Origin of the sequence: Stenotrophomonas indicatrix, assembly GCF_050573115.1 — a bacterium.
In the GTDB taxonomy this organism is placed as follows: Bacteria; Pseudomonadota; Gammaproteobacteria; order Xanthomonadales; family Xanthomonadaceae; genus Stenotrophomonas; species Stenotrophomonas lactitubi_A.
Map to the genome: position 1 here is coordinate 563993 of NZ_JBNYZT010000002.1, position 23427 is coordinate 587419.

Genomic DNA, 23427 nt, shown 5'->3' on the forward strand with positions numbered 1-23427 from the left:
TCAGCATGCTTCCAGACCCCCGCGCCCTTGGCGCGTCCCCCTGACTCAGGGGGACTCTTCCCGAGACGGATTGCAGCGGCCGTTCAGGCGATTCAGGCGGTCGCGATGGAGGCGGCCACAGCCGGCGGCACTTCCAGGCACTCGCGCACCGGGGCGAAGCTGCGCCGGTGCTCCGCGCAGGGGCCGTGTTCACGCAGGGCGGCCAGATGCGCTGGAGTGCCGTAGCCCTTGTGCTGGTCGAAGCCGTACTGCGGGTGGCGTGCGTGCAGGTCCAGCATGTAGCGGTCGCGCGAGACCTTGGCCAGGATCGAGGCCGCCATGATCGCGCGGTCGATGCCATCGCCGCCGATCAATGCCTGCGCCGGCAGTACCAGACCCTTGGGCACCACGTTGCCATCGATGCGGGCGAAGCCGGCCACGTGGGCCACCGCCGCTACGACATCGCGCATGCCCTGCAGCGTGGCTTGATAGATGTTCAAGCGGTCGATGGCTTCCACGTCCACCAGCACCACGTGCCAGGCCAGGGCGCGGTCGAGGATGCGGTCATGCAGCTGCTCACGGCGGGCCGCGGTCAGCTGTTTGGAATCATCCAGACCGTTCAGTCGTGGCCGCTGCGGATCGAACACCACCGCTGCCACCGCGACAGGGCCGGCCAGCGGTCCCCGGCCGGCTTCGTCGACACCGGCGATGCGGTGGCCGGGGTCTATCACCGCAGCGCCATCAAACAAGGCCAGGCTGGCCGCTGCGGCATGGCGGCGGCTCATGCTTTTGCCTGGCCACGGACCAGCAGTTCGCCGACAGCATCGGCTGCGCGCGCCGATGCGTTGCGACGCAGGCGTTCATGCAGGCGCGTGTAGGTGCCCTGCAGGTCGGCGATCCGCTGCGGGTGGTCGAACCACTGCTGGACGGCGGCGGCCAGTTTCTCCGGCGTGCAGTCGTGCTGCATCAGCTCTGGCGCCAGGTCCTGGCCGGCAAGGATGTTGGGCAGGGCGAAGCGGTCGACCTTGATCAACCCCAGCGCCTTCACCAAGCGGTACGTCAGCTCGTTGACGCGGTAGCCGACGACCATCGGCCGCTTCACCAGCATCGCTTCCATGGTCGCAGTGCCGGAGGCCAGCACCACCACGTCGGCGGCGATCATCGCGCTGCGCGCCTGGCCGTCCAGTACATGCGAATAGGCCACCGGCAGCGCCGAGCGTGACAGCTGCTCCTCGATCAGGCGTCGGCAGGCCGCATTGGCGGCGGGCACCACCACGTGCAGGCCGGGAATACGCTCGGATACCTGCCAGGCAGCCTCGAAGAAGGCTTCGCCGAGCTTGGAAATCTCGCCCAGGCGGCTGCCGGGAAGCACGGCCAGCACCTTGGCCGAGGCGGGCAGGCCGAGTTCGATCCGGGCTGCTTCACGGTCGACATGCAGCGCGATGTCATCGGCCATCGGATGGCCGACGAAGCGCGCGTCGATGCCGTGCTTGGCGTAGATCGGTGGTTCCATCGGGAACAGGCACAGCACCAGGTCGGCGCTGCTGCCGATCTTCTCGGCGCGTTTCTCGCGCCATGCCCATACCGAAGGGCTGACGTAGTGCACGGTGCGCACGCCACGCTGTTTCAACCAGCGTTCGATGCCCAGATTGAAATCGGGAGCATCGATGCCGATGAACACGTCCGGCTGCCACTCCAGCGCACGCTGGCGGAACGCCGAACGCAGCTTGAGCAGGCGCGGCAGATGCCGCAGGACTTCGGTCAGGCCCATCACCGCCAGTTCGCTGGCATCGTGCCAGGTCTGGCAGCCGGCGCTGCGCATCGCATCGCCGCCGATGCCGGCGAATTCGGCATGTGGGAAGCGGGCCTTCAGTTCGCGTATCAGGCCCGCACCGAGCAGGTCGCCGGAGGCTTCACCGGCGACCAGCGCGATCCGCAACGGTCGATCACTCAGCACCCGATGCGCAGGCACGCTGCCGACCATCGAGGCCAGCGGAATCACGTCGGCGCCGGCCGGCGCCTGGCCGGTCGCGCTGCTCATCGCAGCAGGTGCCTCTCGGTGTGTTCGATGAAGTCCAGCATCGATTTGACGTCGTCGCTGTCGCGCGCCTGCTCGGCCAGCTGCGCCTTGGCTTCGGCCAGCGGCAGGCCCGCCACGTACAGCGTGCGGTAGGCGCGCTTGATGGCGGTGATGCGCTCGGGGTCGAAGCCGCGGCGCTTCAGGCCCTCGCTGTTGATGCCGCGCGGGCGGCCCAGCGAGTCGGTGCCGACCATGGTGAACGGGGGCACGTCGCCATTGGTCAGCGCGCCCATGCCGAGGAAGGCATGCGCACCGATGCGGCAGAACTGATGCGCGCCGGCGAAGCCGCTGATGATCACGTAGTCACCCACGGTCACGTGGCCGGCCAGCGTGGTGTTGTTGGAGAACACGCAGAAGTTGCCGACGTGGCAATCGTGGGCCACGTGCGTGTAGGCCAGCATCCAGTTGTCATCGCCGATGGTGGTGATGCCACCGCCGCCGCCGGTGCCACGGTTGAGGGTGACGAACTCGCGGAACACGTTGCGGTCGCCGATCACCAGTTCGGTGCGTTCACCGGCGTACTTCTTGTCCTGCGGCTCGCCGCCGACCGCGACGTGGCCGATGAAACGGTTGTCGCGGCCGATCCGGGTCGGGCCGTGCACGCTGCAGTGCGGGCCGATCTCGGTACCGGCACCGATCTCGACGTCCGGACCGATGATCGTGAACGCGCCCACGCGGACATCGTCGGCCAAGCGAGCCGACGGATCGATCACGGCAGTGGGATGGATCAGGGGGGCGTTGTCGCTCATCTCGGTCCTCCAGCCAGGGTCATTCGCGGGTGCCGGCGCACAGCACCTCGGCGCAGGCGACGACTTCGCCGTCGACCTTGGCCACACAGTCGTACACGGCCATGTTGCGGATCACGCGCTTGATCTCGACGTGCATCTCCAGCACGTCACCCGGCACCACCTGCTTGGTGAAGCGGGCCTTGTCGACCTTGACCATGTAGAACAGCTTGGACTGCGCGTCGCGGCCCAGCGTCAACTGGGTCAGCACGCCACCGGCCTGGGCCATGGCTTCGATGATCAGCACGCCGGGCATGATCGGCTGGCCCGGGAAGTGGCCCTGGAAGAACGGCTCGTTGATGCTGACGTTCTTGGTCGCGACGATCGTGCGCTTCTCGTAGTCGATCGACACCACCTTGTCCACCAACAGGAACGGGTAGCGGTGCGGAAGCAGCGTCTGGATCTGCGCCATGTCCGGCAGGGTCTGGGGCTGGCTCATTCTTTCTCCTTGCTCACAGACAGGATGCGACGGGCCAGTGCATCGAGCTGCTTGAAGCGCGCGGCGTTTTTGCGCCACGTGCGGTTGTCGGTCAGGGGCGTGCCGGAGGAGTACTCGCCCGGCTCGGTGATGGAGTTGCGGACCACCGATTTGCCGGTGATCACGACCTTGTCGCAGATTTCAAGATGACCGACGACGCCAACGGCGCCGCCGAGCAGGCAATAACGGCCGATCTTGGCGCTGCCGGCAATGCCGGTGCAGCCTGCGATGGCCGAGTGTGCGCCGATCTGCACGTTGTGTGCGATCTGCACCAGGTTGTCCAGGCGGACGTCCTCGGCTAGCACGGTGTCTTCCAGTGCGCCACGGTCAACACAGGTGTTGGCACCGATCTCGCAGTCGTCGCCGATGCGCACGCCGCCAAGCTGCGGCACCTTGATCCATTTGCCGGCATCCATCGCCAGGCCGAAGCCATCGGCGCCCAGCACGGCGCCGGGGTGAATGCGCACGCGCTTGCCCAGCTTCACGCGGGTGACCAGGGTGACGCGGGCGATCAGTTCGCAGCCGCTGTCGAGGGTGCAGTCTTCGCCGATGATGCTGCCGGCGCCGATGATGCAGTTGTCGCCGATGACGCTGCGTGCGCCGATGGTGACGAACGGGCCGACGTGGGCACTGGCGGCGACCTGCGCCTGCGGATCGATCACCGCGCTGGGGTGGATGCCCGGCGGGCGGGTCGGGGCGATGTCGAACAGCGCGCCGATCTTGGCAAAGGTGGTGTAAGGGTCCTTGGCAACCAGCGCGGTGCCGGGAGCTGCGTCGGCATCCTCGGCGCGCAGCACCACGATGCCGGCGTGGCTGTCGGCCAACTGGGCGCGGTAGCGCGGATTGGCGAGGAAGGTCAGCTGGCCGGCACCGGCATGGGCGAGGGTGGCCACGCCATGGATGGCGGTGCTCGGGTCGCCATGGACCTGCAGGCCGAACTGATCGGCGAGTTGCTGGGCGGTGTAGGTAGGAGTATTCACGGCGGGAGTTTAACGTGTGACGCCATTGCGGTCATGCGGGAGCAAAAGCCGGCGCCTGGTTGATCCGTGGGGCGATGGCGCAGGGGGCTGCCCAGGACACGCCGTAAACCCATCCCTGGGGGCTCGATGGCGCCATCCATGGCGCCAACGGTCCTGGTCAGCCCCTTGCGCCATCACCGGATGGTCTCCCGCGCGCGAGCGGATCCAACGTCCACAGTCGCCTGCAGCGCCGAGCCATACTCGGCTCACCGCGCGTCAGCGTGCGCTTCAATAACGAAAACGCCGGGCAATGCCCGGCGATTCGAGACCCGTCTGGTGGAGAGCCCCCCTTCTGTTAAGGGGGGCGCGCCAGCGGCGCGGGGGATAGGTGAAATGCGCGGGCAATTCACCGGAGGTGGATCAGTTCTGAGGAACGTCGTTCCTCAGAACTGGCCACCAAACGTGAATTGCAGGCGTTCGATTTCGTCGCCGTCCTTCTTCTTCAGCGGGAACGCGTAGCTGATCGAGATCGGGCCGACCGGGGCGCGCCACAGCAGGGCCACACCGGTGGACACGCGCAGCTCGTTGGCCTTGAAGTTGTCGGTGCCGTTGTAGACGTTGCCGAAGTCGACGAAGGCCGACACGCGGGCCGACGGGCTGTCGAACAGGCGCGGGAAGTAGGCTTCGACCGAACCGACGGTCTTCAGCGAACCGCCCAGCGGCTGGCCGTTCGGGTAGCCGCTGGTGACTTCACGCGGGCCGAGGGTGTTGTCCTCGAAACCACGCACCGAGTTGGTACCACCGGCGTAGAAGTTCTCGTAGAACGGCAGGCCCGATGCGGTGACGGTACGGGTGGTGCCGTCGCCGTTGTCGATCACGCGGGTCTTGTCATTGCCGTAGGCATCGCCGTAGCCGATTTCGGCGCGGGTGTTGATCACCAGCGAGGGGATGATCGGCCAGTACTTGCTGATCTGGTAGTTCAGCTTGTAGTACTCGATGGTCGAACCCGGCAGGGTGGTTTCCAGGCCCACGCGCTGGTAGGTACCGCGGGTCGGCATGAAGTAGTCGTTGCGCGAGTCGCGCGCCCAGCCCAGTTCCGTGCGCCATGCATGGAAGGTGCGGCTGCCGACGGCATCGATGTAATCGATGATCGACTTCGGGGTCGAGCCCGCGTAGGTGGTGATCTGGTTGCTGTCGATGCCGAACATCAGCGAGACGGTATCGGTCTCGGTGATCGGCACGCCGAACACCACCTGCGCCGAACCATTGGTGCTGTTGTACTGCGCGGTGTTGAAGTCGGAATAGTCCAGTTCGCGCCAGGACAGGTTGTAGCCCAGCGAGACGCCGTCATCGGTGAAGTACGGGTTGGTGTAGCTGAAACCGTAGCGCTGCAGGTAGCTGCTGCGCGAGGCTTCGACCGACACTCGGTTGCCGCCGCCCAGGAAGTTGTTCTGCGACAGCTGCACCGAGGTGGTCATGCCGTAGGACTGCGAATAGCCCAGGCCGAACACGAAGCTGCCCGAGGTGGTTTCCTTGACGTTGTAGACGACGTCGACCTGGTCGTTGCTGCCGCTGACAGCCGGGGTTTCCACTTCGACGCCTTCGAAGTAGCCCAGGCGCTGCAGGCGGATCTTGGAACGGTCGATGGCGGCCTGCGAGTACCAGCTGTTCTCGAACTGGCGCATTTCGCGGCGCATCACCTCGTCGGAGGTGCGGGTGTTGCCCTTGAAGATGATGCGGCGGACGGTGACGCGCGGGCCGGGCACGACCTGCATGTTGACCGCCACGGTCTGCTCGGCGCGGTTGGTGGTCGGAATCGGGTTCACCTTGGCGAAGGCGTAGCCGATGTTGGACAGCGAGTTGGTGATCGAGTCGGAGCTGAATTCCAGCAGCGCACGCGAGAACGTGTCGCCGGACTTCTGCACGACCATGCGCTCGACGTCTTCCTGCGGCAGGATCGTATCGCCGCTGACCTTGATCTCGGAGATCTTGTACTGGTCACCTTCGGTCACGCCGGCGGTGATGAACATGTCGCGCTTGTCGGGGCTGATCGAGACCTGCGTCGAGTCGATGCTGAAGTCGACATAGCCGCGGTCCAGGTACCAGGAATTGAGCTTCTCCAGGTCGCCGGACAGCTTTTCCTTGGAGTACTGGTCATCACGGCGGTACCACGACGCCCAGTTGTGCTCCTTGGACTCCCAGTATTCCAGGATGTCCTTGCTGTCGTACTTCTCGGTGCCGACGATGTTGACGTGGCGGATCTTGGCCGCCTTGCCTTCCTTGATCGCGATGGCGATGTCGACACGGTTGCGGTCCAGCGGGCTCACCGTCGGGGTGATGTCGACGGTGTATTTGCCACGATCGTTGTACTGGCGGCGAAGTTCCTGGGTCACGCGATCCAGGCTCAGGCGATCGAAGGTGCCGCCTTCGGTCAGGCCGATGTCGGACAGACCCTTGAGCAGCTGGTCGGACTTGATGTCCTTGTTGCCGGTGACGGTCAGCTTGTTGATCGCCGGGCGTTCCTTGACGGTCACCACCAGGATGCTGCCCTGGCGATCCAGCTGCACGTCTTCGAAGAAGCCGGTCTTGTACAGGGCGCGGATGGTCTCGCCGACCTTGCTGTCGGTGACCGTCTCGCCACGCTCGACCGGCAGGTAGGTGAACACCGTACCGGAGCTGATGCGCTGCAGGCCGTCGACGCGGATGTCGCTGACAGTGAAGGGCTCGGCTGCCTGGGCCAGGGCGGGAGCGCCGGTGACGGCGGCGAGGGCGAGGGCCAGCAGGCGGCGATTGGGGAGTCGCGTCATGTCACGTCCGGTAGGAAGGTCGATTTCATTGGTAAGGGATGCCGACGCTGTAGACGGCAAAAACATGGAAAAGTTCATCGCGGGACCAGGCCGAGGATGTCGTTGTAGAACGCCAATCCCATCAGCCCGGCCAGCAACGCCAGGCCGATGTATTGGCCGGCGGCGACGGCACGCTCGCTCAGCGGGCTGCCCTTGACCAACTCGATAAGGTAATACAGCAGGTGGCCGCCGTCCAAGATGGGGATCGGCAGCAGGTTGATGATGCACAGGCTCAGCGACAGCAGGGCGAGGAACTGGATGAACCAATCCACGCCACGTTTGGCCGAAATATTGGCGACCCGGGCAATGGTGACCGGGCCGGAAACGTTCTGCAGCGAGGCTTTGCCGGTGACGATCCGGCCCATCATGGCCAGTGAATCGGCGGCCATCCTGCCGGTTTCACGCACCGCCACCGTCACCGACTGCAGCGGACCGAACTTGAGCAGGGTGTCATAGGCGGGGCTGTAGCTCTGGGCAAAGCCGGCGCCGATCTGCCAGGTGGGCTGGCCCTTGCCGTCCTTGCCCTGGCGCGGGGTGATCTCCAGCGCCAGGCGCTCGCCACCACGCAGCACCTCGATCATCGCCGGGCCCCCGCGGCGGCCGAGGCTGCCCACTTCGCTGATGGCCTGCTCGACGCTGTCGATGCGCTGGCCGTCGATCGCCACGATCAGATCACCCGGCTGCAGGTGACCCTCCGCAGCCGAACCCTTCACGATGCTGTCCACCAGCGGCGGCTGCAGCCACGCGCGCCAGTGCACGCCGGCCAGGATCGGAACCCGGCGTTCATCGAAACCGGCCGGCAGCTGCGACAGCGGCAGATTGCGAGAGCGCAGCTGGTCTGCGGGATCCAGAACTTCCAGGGTCACGTCACGACGGTCCATCGCCGCCGCCGTAAGGGCCATGCTGGCCTCACCCAGGGTGATCACATCGCGCCCGTCCACGCTCAGCAGGCGATCGCCACTGCCGAGCCCGGCCGTGGCGGCCATGCCGGTGGCGCGGCCGACGGTTGCGGAATAGTCCTGCTTGCCGATCACGAACATCGCCCACAGCAGCAGGATGCACAGCAGCAGGTTGGCGATCGGACCGGCGGCGACAATGGCGATGCGCTGCCACACGGTCTTGTGGTTGAAGGCCTGGCCGCGCTCGTGCGGATGGACTTCAACTTCGCGTTCGTCGAGGAATTTCACATAGCCGCCCAGCGGAATGGCGGCGATGGCGAACTCGGTGCCATGGCGGTCACGGCGCGACCACAGCGGGCGGCCGAAGCCGACCGAGAAGCGCAGCACCTTGACCCCGCACAGGCGGCCGACCCAGTAATGCCCGAATTCGTGGAAGGTGACCAGCAGCCCAAGGCTCACGATCATCCACCAGACCGATCCGATGAAGTCAGTCATGCAGGTTCACATTGGCGGACACGGGCGGCGTCATTCGGATGGGTGCGCTGTTCAGGTGGCGTCGATGGCGTTCAGGGTCAGCTGGCGGGCCCGCTGGTCGGCGGACAACAGAACCTCAAGTGTATCGGCTGGTTCGGTCGGCAGTGTTGAAAGAGCGTTAGCAACCAGCGTCGGAATGGTCAGGAAGCCTATGCGGCCCTGAAGAAACGCTGAAACAGCCTCTTCGTTGGCGGCGTTCAGCACGGCCGGGGCGGTACCGCCGGCGCGCATCGCCTGCCATGCAAGGGCCAAACAGGGGAACGCGTCGGTGTCGGGGGCCTCGAAATCCAGCCGGCCCTGGCTCAGCAGATCCAGACCTGACACGCCCGATTCGATCCGTTGCGGCCAGCCCAGGCCCACCGCCAGGGTGGTGCGCATGTCTGGCAGGCCCATCTGCGCCAAGGTGGAGCCGTCAACGAACTCCACCAGCGAATGCACCAGGCTCTGCGGGTGCACCAGCACCTCGATGCGCTCACCAGGGATGCCGAACAGATGGTGGGCCTCGATCACTTCCAGGCCCTTGTTCATCAACGTCGCCGAATCGACCGAGATCTTCGGTCCCATCGACCACTTTGGGTGCGCCACGGCCTGGGCTGGGGTGACCTGCTCCAGTTCGGCGCGGCTGCGCCCGCGGAACGGTCCGCCCGAGGCGGTCAGCAGGATGCGGCGCACACCGGCACCGTCGAGGCTGGCATCGCGTGAACGCAGGCACTGGAAGATCGCACTGTGCTCGCTGTCGATCGGGATGATCTCGGCGCCGGCACGTTCGGCGGTACGGGTCAGCAGTTCGCCGGCCAGTACCAGTGATTCCTTGTTGGCCAGCAGGATGCGCTTGCCGGCCGCAGCAGCGGCCAGAGTCGAGGACAGGCCGGCGGCGCCGACGATCGCGGCCACCACGGTGTCGCAGGCGTCGCTGGCCGCCAGCTGGTCCAGCGCGGCATGGCCGGCGTGGGCCTGGGTGGCCAGGCCGGCATCGCGCAGGCCGTCGCGCAGTTCGGCATACAGGGATTCGTCGGCGATCACCGCATGCGCGGGCCGGTGCTGCCGGCACAGGGCCAGCAGCGCCTGTACCTGGCGGCCGGCGGCGAGCACGGTGGCCTGATAGCGCAGCGGATGGCGGGCGATCACGTCAAGCGTGGAAGCACCAATCGAACCGGTGGCGCCGAACACGGCGACCCGGCGCAGGTCTGCAGCAGCATCCATGGTCAGAACCCGAAGATTTCCTTGCCCAGTGCGAACACCGGGATGGCCGCCAGCACGCCGTCGACGCGGTCGAGCACGCCGCCGTGGCCGGGGATCAGGTGGCCTGAATCCTTGGCGCCGGCATGGCGCTTGATCAGGCTTTCGAACAGGTCGCCCAGCACCGAGGCGAACACGGCCACCACCGAGGTGACCAGCAGCCCCGGCAGGTGCGCGGCATCGATGCCGGCCAGCCAGCCCAGGCCGACGGCCACCGCAACACCGGCGATCAGCCCACCGACAAGGCCTTCCCAGGTCTTGTTCGGGCTGATCCGCGGTGCCAGCTTGTGCTTGCCGAAGTGACGGCCAGCGAAGTAGGCACCCGAATCAGCGGCCCAGACCAGTGCCAGCGCGGCCAGCAGCCACAGGTGGCCCTGATGGCCCGGCGGGTCGCCGCCGGCATGGATCAGCACCAGCGCCGCCCACGCCGGCACGATCGCCAGGGTGCCGGCCAGCAGCTTGAGGATGCGCGCCGGACTGCCGGGCTGCGCGCCGAAGTTGAAGAAGCGCAGCCAGACCAGCGCACCCAGCCACCAGGCAACGCCCACCAGGGTCGCGATCTGGAACAGCACCAGGGTGCCGGCATCGGCCCACACCAACAGCACCATCAGCACCAGGTTGAGGACCAGCAGCACGGTGCGGGCGAGGGTGTCTTCAACATCGGCCAGTTTCAGCCATTCCCACAGGCCGATCAGCAGCACGGCAGCCGCAGCGGCGGCCAGCCATTGCGTGGGCAGCAACAGGATCGCAGCAATGGCGACCGGCGCCATGATCAGCGCGGCGAGGACTCGGGTCTTGGTCATGGGCTGGACGTCTCGGTGGCCAGGGCGGCGATCTGGGCGCTGGTCAGGCCGAAGCGGCGCTCACGGCTGGCGTATGCATCGAGCGCCAGCTGCAGCTGCGCGGCGTCGAAATCCGGCCACAGCGCTTCGGTGAACCACAGCTCGGTATACGCCAACTGCCACAGCAGGAAATTGCTGATGCGGGTATCGCCGCCGGTGCGGATGAACAGGTCCGGTGGCGGCAGGTCGGCCAGAGCCACCTGTCGCCCCAGCAGGGATTCGTCGATCTGCTCGGGAAGCAGGCGGCCTGCGGCCACTTCAACGGCCAATGCGCGTGCGGCACGGGCGATGTCCTGACGGCCACCATAGCTGGCGGCAATCGACAGGGTCAGCGCGCGGTTGTCGGCGGTGCGCTGTTCGGCCAGCTGCATGCGGCTGACCAGGGCAGCACCGAAGCGCTCGCGTTCGCCGATGAAGCGCACGCGCACGCCGCGCCGATGCAGCTCGTCCACTTCGCGGTCGAGCGCGCCGAGGAACAGCTTCATCAACGCATCGACTTCTTCCTGCGGCCGGCCCCAGTTCTCGCTGGAAAACGCGAACAGGGTCAGCGCCGGAATGCCCAGTTCCAGGCAGCGCTCGATGGTGCGGTTGACCGCGCGCGCGCCGGCACGATGGCCGATCACGCGGGGGCGACGGCGCTGTTGTGCCCAACGCCCGTTGCCATCCATGATGATGGCAACGTGGCGCGGCAGGGCGGCCGGCAGGGGAGGCGGGACTGAAGGCATCGACTTCAGACCGACATCAGTTCCTTTTCCTTGTCGGCGACGACCTTGTCGATATCCTTGATGTTGGCATCGGTCAACTTCTGGATATCGTCTTCGCCGCGCTTCTTCTCGTCTTCGCTGATGACCTTGTCCTTCAGCAGCTTGGCGACTTCCTTGTTCGCATCCTGACGGATGTTGCGCACGGCGATCTTGGCGCCTTCGCCTTCCTTCTGTACCTGCTTGGCCAGTTCCTTGCGGCGCTCTTCGGTCGGCGGCGGCAGGTTGACGCGGATCGAGGTGCCGATGGTGTTCGGGGTCAGCTCGATGTTGTACAGGCCCTTCTCGATCTCCTTGATCATGCTCTTGTCGAAGGGCGTGACCAGCAGGGAGTGGGCGTCGGGGTTGGAAATGGACGCGACCTGGTTCAGCGGCGTGCTGGCGTTGCCGTAAGCATTGACCGTGACGCGGTCCAGCAGGGCCGGCGTTGCGCGACCGGTGCGGATCGAGGTGAGGGTGTGCTTAAGAGCGTCGATGCTCTTGGCCATGCGCGTCTGCGCGTTGTTCTTGATGTCGTTGAGCATCGCCAGGGTCCTGGATGTAACTGGAATCGGGCGATTATAGGCGAATACGGGACGCCGCCGGGCCTGAATCGGCCCGGAGGTCGCCTTGCGCTCAGCCTCAGGCCGGGTCGCGGCCCTGGACGAGGGTGCCGATGTTCTCGCCGTGCAGGATCTTCAGCAGCTCGCCCGGCTGGCCCATGTCGAACACGCGCATCGGCAGGTCGCTGTCGCGGGCCAGGGCGAAGGCGGCGGTATCCATCACTTCCAGGCCGCGGCGGATCACTTCGTCGTAGCTCAGGCTGTCGAAGCGGACGGCGTCGCTGTACTTGTTCGGATCCTTGTCATATACGCCATCGACCTTGGTTGCCTTGAGCAGCAGGTCGGCGCCGATCTCGATCGCGCGCAGGGCAGCGCCCGAGTCGGTGGTGAAGAAGGGGCTGCCGACGCCTGCGGCGAAGATCACCAGGCGGCCCTTTTCCAGATGGCGGATGGCGCGGCGGCGGATGTAGTCCTCGCACACGTCGTTGATCTTGATCGCGCTCATCACGCGGGCCTTGGCGCCCACTTTTTCCAGCGCATCCTGCATGGCCAGTGCGTTGATGACCGTGGCCAGCATGCCCATCTGGTCGCCGGTGACCCGGTCCATGCCGCCAGCGGCCAGGCCTGCACCGCGGAAGATGTTGCCGCCACCGATGACCAGTGCGACTTCGGCGCCAGCCTGCTGGGCCTCGACGACTTCACGGGCCAGGCGGTTGATGATCTTGGGGTCGATGCCGTAGTCCTCATCTCCCATCAGCGCCTCCCCGGAAAGTTTCAACAGGATGCGGCGATAGGCGAGCTTGGACATAGGGACCTCGGGTGCGTGGAAATCGCGGGCGATTCTACGCGCAAGCAGCGCGCGGCCAAAGCGTTTTGTGCACTGCGGCGCAAAATACCGGTGTGCCCCGCACATCCGGGGCGCACCATTCAGCCAAGCTCGGCGCCCGCAGTGGCAGACAGTTCATCATGCCCCAGTGCGCCGGGAGAGCGCGCGATGACACGGTTGCGGCCCAGGTTCTTGGAGCGGTAGAGCACGTCATCGGCGGCGCGCAGCAGGTCCTGCACACCAGCAAAACGCTCGTAGCCGCCCTGGGTGGCCACGCCGGCCGAGAAGGTGATGAACAGAGGGCCGCCCTCCAGTTCCGCCATCGGGGTGGCGACGATGTTGGCCAGCACGCGGCGGATCACGTCAAGGGCGACCGACTCACTGGTGTTGGGCAACAGTGCGACGAACTCCTCGCCGCCGAAGCGGGCCACGGTGTCGCTGTTGCGCAGCTGCCCCTGCAGCTTGCCGGCAAAGGCACGCAGCACCTCATCGCCGGTCAGGTGGCCGTGCGCGTCGTTGATCTTCTTGAAATCGTCCAGGTCGATGAAGGCCACCGACAGCGGCCAGCCATGGCGGCCGGCGCGCAGGAACTCCTGCTCAAGCACGGCTTCAAGCTGGCGGCGGTTGAGGACGCCGGTCAGGGCATCGCGATGGGCCTGGTCGGCCAGGCGCTTGGCACGGGCCTCGAATTCATCGGCGCGACGACGGGCCTGGTCGGCGTCCTGCAGTTCGCGCAGGTTGCGCAGGGTGGCCAGCTCCTGCGCGTGGTCGATCAGCTCGCGCACGCGGGCCGGCGAATTCAGGCCGTTCTCGAACAGGCTGGCGATGTCCGGTAGCGCTTCGCTGATCCGGGCCAGGACCTGGTCGAAGCGGGCGCTGTCCATCTGCAGTCGGTCGTGGACCTGCTGCAGGGCGCGCTCGCGGGCGGCATCGGCGTCTTCATCCAGCCAGATGTCGGCAACGGCGCCAGACAGCTGTACGCAGGCCTGGAAGGGATTCTCGGCGGTACCTTCGTCTTCGCTGTGGCGGATGCTGTCGACCAGGTAGCGCGGCAGGCCCCACTCCTCGGCTACCCATGCACCGACGTCGGCGTGGCTGCAGCCGAGTTCCTGGCGCTCGCGCGCGATCAGATCAGGGTTGTCGCGCGCTTCGCGCAGCAGGGGCAGGTAGCGTTCGGATTCGGCCTGGGCCAGGCACAGCACGCCCATGTCCTGCAGCAGTCCGGCCAGCATCAGCTCCTCCAGCCGGCGCAGGCCGCGGGCCTGGCCGAGCTGGCTGGCCGCCAGCGCGCTGAGGATGCTGCGCTTCCAGGCGCGTTGGCGCAGGTCGTGGTCGGCGCCGCCTTTGCCGGTCAGGCCCTGGGTGACAGTGAAGCCCAGGGCGAGGCTGATCGTAGCGTTCAGCCCGAGCATGGTCAGCGCCTGGCCGAGGTTCTCGATCCGGCGCCGGCTGGCGTACAGCGGCGAATTGGCGATACGCAGCATGCGGGCACTCAACGCCATGTCGATGGCGATGATGTCCGCAGCGGTTGCGATGTCCGCTTCCGGGTCCTGGGCCAGTTCGATGATGCGCAGGGCAATACCGGGCGGCGAGGGGAGGTTGCGGCAAAGCGCCAGTGCAGCTGTCAGCTCGGGAGGCATGTCGGGTCGTTCAATTCCATTAGGACAAGAATACCTAGGAATGCATCACAGTCCGCGACTTTCGTTCCTGTTATGTGACTGCAGGTTCCCTGTGCCGAGTATCGGCTTGATTCGCTTGCAACGCAAAGACCCTTGGTTCCGGTGTGCGCACCAACGGTGCGCACCCGCAGAAAGGGTGCCCCGCGGGTGCAGGCATAAAAAAAGAGCCGCGGTTTCCCGCGGCTCCTTCTGGTTTCATTACATCCGGGAGGCTGGAATCAGACCTGCATCGCCTTGGCAACTTCGGCGGCGTAGTCTTCCACCACCTTCTCGATGCCTTCGCCAACGACCAGCAGCTGGAAGCCAGCCACGTCGGCGCCGGCAGCCTTGACCACCTGCTCGACGGTCTTGTCGCCGTCCAGCACGTAGCTCTGGCCGTACAGGGTCACTTCGCTGACGATCTTGTTGATCTTGCCGCTGATGATCTTTTCCAGGATGTCGGCCGGCTTGGACTTGTCCTTCTCGGACATCTTGGCCAGTTCGATTTCCTTTTCCTTTTCCACGAACTCGGCCGGCACATCGGCAGCCTTGTTGTGCGGCGGCTTCAGCGCAGCCACGTGCATGGCCAGGCCGCGAGCCAGTTCGGCGTCGCCACCGATCAGGTCGATCAGCACGCCGACCTTGCCGTTGGTGTGGACGTAGGAACCCACGTTGCCGGTGGTGTCCAGCTTGACCAAGCGACGGATGAGGATGTTCTCGCCCAGCTTCTGGATGGCGGTGGCGCGGGCTTCTTCGACGGTTTCGCCGGTGGCCAGCTTGGCGCTCTTCAGCACTTCCACGTCGGTGGCGCCCGATGCCAGGGCAGCGGCAGCGACGGAATCGACGAAGTTCTTGAAGTTGATGTCGTTGGCGACGAAGTCGGTTTCCGAGTTGATCTCGACCAGCACGGCCTTGCCGCCGTCCTGGGCCAGGCCCAGACGACCTTCGGCGGCCACGCGGTCAGCCTTCTTGTCGGCCTTGGCAGCGCCGGACTTGCGCAGCGCTTCAGCAGCGGCGTCGATGTTGCCGCCGGCCTCGGTGAGCGCCTTCTTGCATTCCATCATGCCGGCGCCAGTGCGCTCGCGCAGTTCCTTGACCAGGGAAGCAGTGATTTCCACGGGATTACCTCACGAAAGAAAGGGGTTGGGCCGGCATGGTGGCCGGCCCGTGTGACAGTTTCCTGTCGTCGCGCCATCGGCAGCGGACAGGAAAGGTGGGCGCGTGGCGCCCACCGGGGCCTGGATCAGGCCTGGGCTTCGCCCTTGTCGGCAGCAACAGCCTTCTTGGCCGGAGCGCGGCGAACCGGCTTGCCTTCTTCGGCCGGAGCGTCGGCGAACTCTTCTTCACGGACGGTGGCAGCGTGCGGTGCAGCAGCCTTGCCTTCCAGCACGGCGTCAGCAGCAGCGCGTGCGTACAGCTGCACGGCACGGATGGCGTCGTCGTTGCCCGGGATCGCGTAATCCACCAGCTCCGGGTTGTAGTTGGTATCGACGACAGCGATCACCGGGATGCCGAGCTTCTTGGCTTCCTTGATGGCGATGTCTTCGTGGCCGATATCGATGACGAAGATCGCGTCCGGCAGACGGTTCATGTCCTTGATGCCGCCCAGCGAGGCTTCCAGCTTGTCGCGCTCGCGACGCAGGCCCAGCACTTCGTGCTTGACCAGCTTCTCGAAGGTGCCGTCGGACTCACCGGCTTCCAGTTCCTTCAGGCGGGCAACCGACTGCTTGACGGTACGGAAGTTGGTCAGGGTGCCGCCCAGCCAACGCTGGTTCATGAACGGCATGCCGCAACGCTCGGCTTCTTCGCGGATCGACTCACGCGCGCTGCGCTTGGTGCCCAGGAACAGGATGGTGCCGCGCTTCTGGGCAACCGACGAGATGAAGTTCATCGCGTCGTTGAACAGCGGGACGGTCTTTTCCAGGTTGATGATGTGGATCTTGCCGCGGGCGCCGAAGATGTACGGAGCCATTTTCGGGTTCCAGTAGCGGGTCTGGTGGCCGAAGTGGACGCCGGCTTCCAGCATCTGACGCATGGTGACCTGGGGCATTGCAATACTCCTGATGGGGAACCGGCGATTCCGCCCGCGGGATAGGTATGCGGGACGCGTGGAAGCGCTGAAGGTTCCGGGGTTGGGCTTCCCTGTTGCCTCCGTGGCCGAACTCCTTGCGGAGCACCCCGGCACGGATGGGGGCAGCAGGTGTGGATTCACCGGTGACGTCCGGTGTGGACGGCGTCCCGCGCACAGGGCGGCAGGACATCCCGGGGATTATAGCCCGCTTGGCTGGCGCGCTGCAATTGCCGGCGTCGGCGCGGCCAGGATCACCTCTGCGCCGTCCTGCAGGCGGGCGTGGAACCTGCCGCCGGCGTAGCCATCGGCGCGCGGCGGCAGCGGCCACTGGCGCTGGCGCGCCGCCAGTACGTAGCCGGCAAGACCGGGCAGCAGCAGGCTGCGGTGGCCGCTGGCTGCCTCGTAGGCAAGGTCACTCAGACGCGCGTGCCCGGTGCTGTCGTTCAACAGTCGCAGCATGTATTGCGACCCGTTGACCACCACCTCTACCTGCAGGCAGGGGGAGGCTGGGCCGGCCGGTTCGCCGCGGAACAGAGGCAGCGAATAGCGCGGCATGGTCGGTTCTGCCGGTGCCAGGATGATACGGAATGCTTGTTCGGCGGCCACAGGGGCGGACGACGCCGGCAGCAACCAGACGCGCTGGCGCGCACCGACAGGAAGGTCTAGCAGGGTCGGACTTGCCAGCACCTGCGCGCTGCGTTGCAGGTGTTCGGCCCCCGGTTGCTGGTCCCACGCCCAGATCTGCACCTGGCCGCGCCAGTGCCCAGGGCCGGGATTGTGCAGCCACAGCTCGGACCGCCCTAGTGCAGCAGGCAGGCGCAGCGTGGTCGGCATCAGATCCAGGGCCTGCAAGGGCATGGGCAGCAGTGCCAGCAACAGGGGCAGCAGCCGGCGCATCAGTAGTAGGTGGTGGGCGGTTCGGATGCCGCATGCCCTTGCTCGTCCTGCGCTGGCGGGGCCAGTTCACGGATCTGTGGCGGCAGGTGCAGGGTGTCGCTGCGCTGCTGCGGCACCGGGCAAAGCGGGCTGCCCTCCGTGCCGGCGCAGCCTTCCACCACGGTCAGGCGGATCTGCAATGGGACGGGCGCCGGGTCGGCCCACGCTGTCGTGCTGGCGATGGACATCGCTCCGATCAGTACTGCGCGAACCACCTGCCACCCACCCTGTTGTCGATCTGATGCGCGGTATCGGCCGACAGGGGCGATTCTGTAGTGCGGGGCCTCACTCAGTAGGTGATCGTCACCTGTACCAGGTCGTTGTAGGTGCCGGCGGGTGGTTGGCCACTCACCGGCGGTACCCGGCCGTAGATGGTCAACGGTTGCGCGCTGCCAGTGCCGACGCCGCTGAAGGTGTCCACGTTGAGCGTATTGCCCCAGCGCTGGCTGCGCGCAGCATCCCGGTACAGCTCATAGGTCAGGTAATAGTTGTTGCTGCCGATGGTGGTGCGCATGCGCCGGGTACTGCTCAGGGCAGGGTTGTTCTGGCCGTTGTCGAGGCTGACCTGGAACGCGGTGCGCTTGAGGCAGGTCAGGGTGAGGGTGGCGGTCTGGTCGATGTTGGCGGGAATGCCGCCGGTGACGTTGCCGAAATTCATGGTGGTGGTGAGGTAGCTGCCGCATTGCGGCAGCACGGTGGCAGTGGCATTGAAAGTGAAGGCATTGCTGGCGGTGTTGGTGCCGGTCGCGCCGCCATTGCAGGTGGCTGGCACGGTGGCGGTGCCCAGCAGCACCTCGTTCCAGGCCCAGGTGAGCACCACGCTGGCACCGGTGAAAGTGCTGCTGTAGTTGCCGGAGGCCAGCACCTGGTTGGCCGGAATCTGTGCGAACAACTGCGTGGTACGGCTACCGGAGCCGCCGATCAGCGGAACGTTGTAGGTCATCGTCAGTTCCTGTGCGGGCGGTGTGCCGCGCGGTGCCAGGCCGGTGACTTCGCTGTAGTTGGCGACGTTGTAGATCTGGAAATTGAGCGGATCACTGCTGCCGTTGACCATTGTCCGCCACGGCGAAGTACTGGTGCCGCCGGTGCCATTGCCCAGGCCGATGCAGACGCGGATGCCGGTGGTGGCGATCAGGCTGAGCGCGGCGGTGGAGCAGTTCACGGTGATGTTCAAGGTGCCGGGGGTGGCACCTGCGGCGCCGCTGCTGACGTTGCCGAAGGGCAGCAGCGCGTCGGCGGTGGCGGTGCACGTAGCGGCCGCGCGCGTCGGTGCACTGGCGATCAGGCCTGCAAGCAGCAGCAGGCCGAGCAGCAGCGGGCGCAGGCTCACGGTGCCACCTCCGGCACGCATTGCAGGGGCGCCGGACGAGGCCGTGCACCCGCGGCGACCACCTGCGGCGATGCCGGTACCCGCGTACGGCACTGCCCCCTGCTGGTGGTGATGTACAGCACGGTGCCAGCGGCCACGTCTTCCAGGTACAGCAGTCCGTCGTAACCGACCGAGGCCTGGCGGCCATCCGGCAGTTGCACCTCGCTGCCTGCTTCCAGCGGCTGCCCCGCCATGTCCTGCACGGTGAGGTTCAGCGACGGCCGCGAGCGCAGGTTGAAGGTCAGGCCGGTGCCGGCGCGCTGGCGCGGTGTTACCCAGTCCTCGATGCGATCGGCGCGCATGTCCGCCGGCAGATCCAGGGTGTCGATGGAGACACGGTTGCGCTGCCAGGATAGCAGCGGGCTGATCAGCAGCAGGCCACGATCGTCGGTGACACCGATCAGGCGGTTCTCGAGCCGCACCGGTACACCGCCAATACCATTCGTGCTGACAACGGCGAAGGCATCGGCGACTTCGCGGGCGGCAAAGGTGTGCCCGGCCATCCACACCACGCTGCCGCTGGCGCTGCCATAGGCGTAGTTGAGGCCAGCCTGGCGCGAGGCACCGAAGGCATAGCGGCCGACATCGTTGAGGATGCCGACTTCGGCCAGGCCGCCGCTGCCGTCGTCGCCGTGGCGGACCTGTGCACGCCAACCGATACCGCCTGCGCTGCCGTCGCCCGGAACCGGCTGGGTGACATCGGCGACCCAGCTCTGGCGGTCGCCATTGCGCTGGGTGGACAGGCTGGCCTGGCGGTTGTTGCCCAGGCTCGCGGTCAGCGACAGGTAGACACTGCGGTCATCGCTGTTGTCCAGGTTCTGGTTGACCGACAGGTAGGCCGACCAGCGCTGGCTCCAGCTGCGTGACCAGAACAGGCTGGCATAACGGTTGTCCTCGCCATCGGGGTAGCGCAGGCGCAGGTAACTGGCGCTCAGGGAGCCCAAGCGCAGCAGGTCCAGGCCGACCGTGGCCTGCTCGCTGATGCTGGGCGGCAGGTTGGCCTGCAGCGCGCCCAGATCACGGTAGTCGCCGTGGCTGCGCACGCTGCGCAGATTGATGTTGAAACGGCGGTTGTTCCAGCTGTACCCCAGCGCCCACTGGCCGCCCTGCAGGCCCTGGTAGCGGCTGTGGGCGTAGGCAGCGTTGAATATGCCCGCACCGCCCAGCAGCCACCAGCCGCCCACGCCGGCCTGTGCCAGCCCGCCGCCACCTTCGGCGTGTGCTTCGCCGGTGAACGTATCGCTGACGCCGCCGCGCCAGCTGGCGCTTGCCACGGTGCGGTCGTCGTAGGCAAAGGACCGTTCGCCGAAGTGCTCGCGCAGCTGGCCGACGCCGAGCGACCAGTCCGACAGGCCCTTGGCCAGCAGCTGCTGGGTGCCGTAGAAGCTGAAATCCAGGGTCTGCATGCGGCCGAAGGCATCGGTGACCACGACCTGCGCGCTGCCGTTGCCGCTGATGCCCGGTTGCGCGGCCAGCTGGAACGGCCCAACCGGCACCTGGCCGCTGTACTGGCGCAGGCCATCGACATACAGCTCGACCGTGGATGGCACCACCGCCTGGCCAAGGAAGGCCGGGGTCGGGGTGAGTACACGGTACGGCTGCAGTCCGTAATTGCGGCCGATCTGGATGCCGCCCAGGCGTACCGGTCGGCTCCAGTCGACAAAACCACTGTAGAAGTCGCCTACCTCCAGGGTCAGCGCCTTGTCCGGGAAATCCAGGGTCCAGCGCGTATCCAGGCGTACGCTTTCGCTGCGCCAGTGGCGGTCTCCGGTCTGGTAGCGACGGCTGACCGCGGTGTTCTCGAAGGTGCCGGTGCCCATGCCGAACACCCGCAGTTCAGAGCTCAGGGTCAGGTTGCCCAGGCTGTCGACGCGGCTGCCATACAGGTCGTAATTGAGCAGGACGCCGGGCGAGGCGCTGCCGCGCGAGGCACGGACCTGCGGGCGGCTGAGCACGGTCGTGGGCAGGGTCAGCTGGTCCAGTGGCACGTCCAGCGCGAGGGTCTGCAGGTGTGCGTCATAGCGCACCACCGCGCCGCTGATCTGGTCCAGATACACGGGAGCATCGCCACTGGCATTGAAACCGAGCTGGCGCAGGATCTCGGGGCTGGCCTGCAGGCGGCCGCGATTGTCGGTGAAGGGCAGCAGGCCGCGTGGCGTGCTGTTGAGGGTCACGTCCAGGTATAGCGTCTGGTTGGCCGTGAGTGGGGTCGGTGGTGGCAGCAGGGCATCGGCGGAGACCCCGGAGACATCGGCTGCATGGGCCGCCGGGGACAGGGCCGCACCGAGCGCTGCGCTCATCAGCGCCTCAGCGAGCCGGTGGTGGCGGCAGCGACGTCTGTTCCGACTCGCCATTGAGCTTGGCCGTGATCTGGTCGTTGTCGCGGTCGATCGCCGTGCGCTCCAGCGGCCAGCGCATGACCTGGCCGGGCAGTACATAGCCCAGCAGGCCTGGATGCACGATGCGCGGCCGCTGCGGGCTGCCCAGGGCGAGGTCGGCGATCTGCGCGTAGCTGTTGCCGGTATTGCCTACTTCCACGCCGTTGCGACCGTCGTCCAGCCGGACCAGGCGGGCGTGCAGCTGCGGTGCCAGTCGGCTGCCGGCACCGGGTTGCACGAATACCGGGATGGAATAGCGCAGCACGAACTGCATGCCTTCGGTGCGCGTGGCCAGATCGGGCACCTCATCGACGATCAGCCGGTAGTACTGCTGCGCAGCGGGTGCTTCGGCCACCGCGCGCATGACCCGTACCAGCTGCTGCTGGCCAGCGGCCAGTTCCTGCATCGGTGGCGTGGCCAGCAGATCCTCGGTGGGCAGCAACTGCTCCTTTCCGTCCTGCTGTACCCAACGGAACACCCGCACCTGCAGCTTCACTGGTGAAGTGCCGCTGTTGGTCAGCCACAGTTCGCCAGCGCGCTGGCGCGCTTCCAGCTGCAGGCTGGTGGGGGCGACCTGCAGGCTGGTCGCCGGGACCTCGGCGGCCACCAGCAGGCCGAAGACGAGCAGCGCCACGCCGGTGGCGCGCCACGGGCGGGATCCGGCCATGCGGGCGTGCTCCATCAATACGTGATCGTGGCGGTGACGGTGTCCAGGTAGTTGCCGGTAGCGGCGTTGGCCGTGCTCAGGTTGAGGATCTGGCCATAGACGATGTACGGCACCGCAAGGCCGGTGCCGATGCCGGCCTGGGTGTTGGTGCCCGAGGTAGCGCCCCAGACCAGAGTATGCGCGGCATCCTGATAGAGCTGGTAGCCGACAAAGTTGTTCGCGGTCACTGCGGCGTTGGTGTTCTTCATCCGCCGCGTGGTGACGTCGTTGGCGGTGCCGGCGTTGGCACCGGCGTTCAGCGAGATGGTGTACGGGGTCAGCGCCGAACACTGCGCGGTCACGGTGCCCTGGCCCAGGGTCGGGGTGGCGGTGGTGGACGCGGCGGTGCCGAAGTCGACATTGGTGGCCGCAGCCGCGGTGATGGTGCAGGCCTTGGTGACCACCAGGGTGACGTTGAACGTGGTGGTATCAGCGGCGGCGGCCGGGCCTGCCACCAGCAGGGCCAGGGCCCAGGCCAAAGGGGAACGAGCTGCGGATCGCATGGACAACCTCCCTGACCCGAAGGTCCGTTGAACAGGGCGAAAACGGCACATTCAGCGCCGTTTTGACGACAGTGACCCCAGCGTAGGCACCGTAAGTGTCTGTATTGCGTGAGAATCAAGGATTCGAAAGGGTGTGGGCCATCACGCTTTCACATTCCTTGCCGGAATCGTGCATGGCCCGGATCGCCAGTTGGGTGGCGTTCGTTCAGATTGCGGCCGGATCGGCGATAATGGTCGCCATGAGCGTGAATATCAAAACCCCGCAGGAAATCGAGATGATGCGCATCGCCGGCCGCCTGGCCAGCGAAGTGCTCGACATCGTCACCCCCCACGTCAAGCCCGGTGTCACGACCGAGGAACTGGACCGCATCTGCCACGACCATGTCGTGAACGTGCAGGGCGCCATTCCGGCCAACGTCGGCTACCGCGGCTTCCCCAAGACCGTGTGCACCTCGGTCAACAATGTCATCTGCCACGGCATTCCCAGCGAAGGGAAGGTCCTCAAGGATGGCGACATCATCAATATCGACGTCACCGTCATCAAGGACGGCTGGCATGGCGACACCAGCCGTATGTATTTCGTCGGCACCCCGTCGGTGATGGCCAAGCGCCTGGTCGACGCCACCTATGAGGCCATGTGGCGCGGTATCCGCGCGGTGCGTCCGGGTGCAACCCTGGGCGACGTCGGCCATGCGATCCAGAGCTACGCCGAAGGCGAGCGTTTCAGCGTGGTGCGCGAGTACTGCGGCCACGGCATCGGCAAGGTCTACCACGATGAACCGCAGGTGGTGCATTACGGCCGTCCGGGCCAGGGCCTGGTGCTGCAGCCGGGCATGACCTTCACCATCGAGCCGATGATCAACGAGGGCACCCGCTACAACAAGGTGCTGCCTGATGGCTGGACCGTAGTGACCAAGGACCGCAAGCTGTCGGCGCAGTGGGAGCACATGATCGCGGTCACCGAGACCGGCGTGGACGTGTTGACCCTGTCGCCAGGCGAGTCGCAGGTCTCCTGACGATGCTGCCGGCGAGTTCG

General features: G+C 66.4%; 22 protein-coding genes. 1 reads left to right on the forward strand and 21 read right to left on the reverse strand.

Annotated elements, in window-relative coordinates; genetic code table 11:
- Positions 1-92: 92 nt before the first annotated feature.
- The 21 genes from rnhB to ACQ5SA_RS08605 all read right to left on the reverse strand — a co-directional run bounded on the left by rnhB (position 93) and on the right by ACQ5SA_RS08605 (position 22391).
- Positions 93-764 carry a ribonuclease HII gene (gene rnhB, locus ACQ5SA_RS08505; RefSeq protein WP_499313971.1) on the reverse strand — a complete coding sequence of 224 codons (672 nt, stop codon included), beginning with the start codon at positions 762-764 and terminating at the stop codon, positions 93-95.
- The gene (gene lpxB, locus ACQ5SA_RS08510; RefSeq protein WP_499314012.1) at positions 761-1963 is read right to left on the reverse strand and encodes a lipid-A-disaccharide synthase; all 1203 of its coding nucleotides are present in this window, start codon (positions 1961-1963) and stop codon (positions 761-763) included. The genes rnhB and lpxB overlap by 4 nt, the downstream gene beginning before the upstream one ends.
- A 53-nt stretch (positions 1964-2016) precedes the next feature.
- Complete coding sequence (gene lpxA / locus ACQ5SA_RS08515; RefSeq protein WP_108265801.1) at positions 2017-2808, reverse strand: acyl-ACP--UDP-N-acetylglucosamine O-acyltransferase; 792 nt, start codon at positions 2806-2808, stop codon at positions 2017-2019.
- A gap of 19 nt (positions 2809-2827) precedes the next feature.
- Entirely contained in the window at positions 2828-3283 is a 456-nt protein-coding gene (gene fabZ / locus ACQ5SA_RS08520; protein WP_089239833.1) for a 3-hydroxyacyl-ACP dehydratase FabZ, read from the reverse strand.
- Entirely contained in the window at positions 3280-4302 is a 1023-nt protein-coding gene (gene lpxD / locus ACQ5SA_RS08525; protein ID WP_499313972.1) for a UDP-3-O-(3-hydroxymyristoyl)glucosamine N-acyltransferase, read from the reverse strand. Before lpxD ends, fabZ begins: the two co-directional genes overlap by 4 nt.
- 422 nt (positions 4303-4724) lie before the next feature.
- A complete protein-coding gene (gene bamA, locus ACQ5SA_RS08530; RefSeq protein WP_165376689.1) occupies positions 4725-7088 on the reverse strand; it encodes an outer membrane protein assembly factor BamA in 2364 nt (787 codons plus the stop codon).
- Positions 7089-7162: 74 nt separating this feature from the next.
- Complete coding sequence (gene rseP / locus ACQ5SA_RS08535; RefSeq protein WP_499313973.1) at positions 7163-8521, reverse strand: RIP metalloprotease RseP; 1359 nt, start codon at positions 8519-8521, stop codon at positions 7163-7165.
- Positions 8522-8572: 51 nt separating this feature from the next.
- The gene (locus tag ACQ5SA_RS08540) at positions 8573-9763 is read right to left on the reverse strand and encodes a 1-deoxy-D-xylulose-5-phosphate reductoisomerase (RefSeq protein ID WP_499313974.1); all 1191 of its coding nucleotides are present in this window, start codon (positions 9761-9763) and stop codon (positions 8573-8575) included.
- 2 nt (positions 9764-9765) lie between these two features.
- Complete coding sequence (locus tag ACQ5SA_RS08545) at positions 9766-10602, reverse strand: phosphatidate cytidylyltransferase (RefSeq protein ID WP_025877667.1); 837 nt, start codon at positions 10600-10602, stop codon at positions 9766-9768.
- A complete protein-coding gene (gene uppS / locus ACQ5SA_RS08550) occupies positions 10599-11366 on the reverse strand; it encodes a polyprenyl diphosphate synthase (RefSeq protein WP_089239843.1) in 768 nt (255 codons plus the stop codon). The genes ACQ5SA_RS08545 and uppS overlap by 4 nt, the downstream gene beginning before the upstream one ends.
- A gap of 5 nt (positions 11367-11371) precedes the next feature.
- Complete coding sequence (frr, locus tag ACQ5SA_RS08555) at positions 11372-11926, reverse strand: ribosome recycling factor (protein ID WP_099821430.1); 555 nt, start codon at positions 11924-11926, stop codon at positions 11372-11374.
- A 97-nt stretch (positions 11927-12023) separates the two neighbouring features.
- Positions 12024-12752, reverse strand: a complete 729-nt coding sequence (gene pyrH, locus ACQ5SA_RS08560) for a UMP kinase (RefSeq protein ID WP_025877663.1) — start codon at positions 12750-12752, stop codon at positions 12024-12026.
- Positions 12753-12871: 119 nt separating this feature from the next.
- Positions 12872-14410: a sensor domain-containing diguanylate cyclase gene (locus ACQ5SA_RS08565; RefSeq protein WP_499313975.1), complete on the reverse strand. Its 1539-nt coding sequence runs from the start codon at positions 14408-14410 to the stop codon at positions 12872-12874.
- Between the two features lie 257 nt (positions 14411-14667).
- On the reverse strand, positions 14668-15546 hold the full coding sequence (tsf, locus tag ACQ5SA_RS08570) for a translation elongation factor Ts (RefSeq protein ID WP_165376694.1): 879 nt from the start codon (positions 15544-15546) through the stop codon (positions 14668-14670).
- A gap of 125 nt (positions 15547-15671) precedes the next feature.
- Positions 15672-16478 carry a 30S ribosomal protein S2 gene (rpsB, locus tag ACQ5SA_RS08575; RefSeq protein WP_089239851.1) on the reverse strand — a complete coding sequence of 269 codons (807 nt, stop codon included), beginning with the start codon at positions 16476-16478 and terminating at the stop codon, positions 15672-15674.
- A 219-nt stretch (positions 16479-16697) separates the two neighbouring features.
- Complete coding sequence (locus ACQ5SA_RS08580; RefSeq protein ID WP_499313976.1) at positions 16698-17396, reverse strand: fimbrial biogenesis chaperone; 699 nt, start codon at positions 17394-17396, stop codon at positions 16698-16700.
- Complete coding sequence (locus ACQ5SA_RS08585; RefSeq protein WP_353099970.1) at positions 17396-17623, reverse strand: hypothetical protein; 228 nt, start codon at positions 17621-17623, stop codon at positions 17396-17398. Before ACQ5SA_RS08585 ends, ACQ5SA_RS08580 begins: the two co-directional genes overlap by 1 nt.
- Before the next feature lie 101 nt (positions 17624-17724).
- The gene (locus ACQ5SA_RS08590) at positions 17725-18759 is read right to left on the reverse strand and encodes a Csu type fimbrial protein (protein WP_499314013.1); all 1035 of its coding nucleotides are present in this window, start codon (positions 18757-18759) and stop codon (positions 17725-17727) included.
- Between the two features lie 2 nt (positions 18760-18761).
- Positions 18762-21104: a fimbria/pilus outer membrane usher protein gene (locus ACQ5SA_RS08595; protein WP_499313977.1), complete on the reverse strand. Its 2343-nt coding sequence runs from the start codon at positions 21102-21104 to the stop codon at positions 18762-18764.
- A gap of 7 nt (positions 21105-21111) precedes the next feature.
- A complete protein-coding gene (locus tag ACQ5SA_RS08600; protein ID WP_499313978.1) occupies positions 21112-21864 on the reverse strand; it encodes a fimbrial biogenesis chaperone in 753 nt (250 codons plus the stop codon).
- Positions 21864-22391: a Csu type fimbrial protein gene (locus ACQ5SA_RS08605; RefSeq protein ID WP_230110467.1), complete on the reverse strand. Its 528-nt coding sequence runs from the start codon at positions 22389-22391 to the stop codon at positions 21864-21866. The genes ACQ5SA_RS08600 and ACQ5SA_RS08605 overlap by 1 nt, the downstream gene beginning before the upstream one ends.
- Before the next feature lie 173 nt (positions 22392-22564).
- On the opposite strand from ACQ5SA_RS08605, the gene map reads away from it, so the two are divergent.
- The gene (gene map, locus ACQ5SA_RS08610) at positions 22565-23407 is read left to right on the forward strand and encodes a type I methionyl aminopeptidase (RefSeq protein ID WP_353100617.1); all 843 of its coding nucleotides are present in this window, start codon (positions 22565-22567) and stop codon (positions 23405-23407) included.
- The last annotated feature ends 20 nt before the right edge of the window (positions 23408-23427 follow it).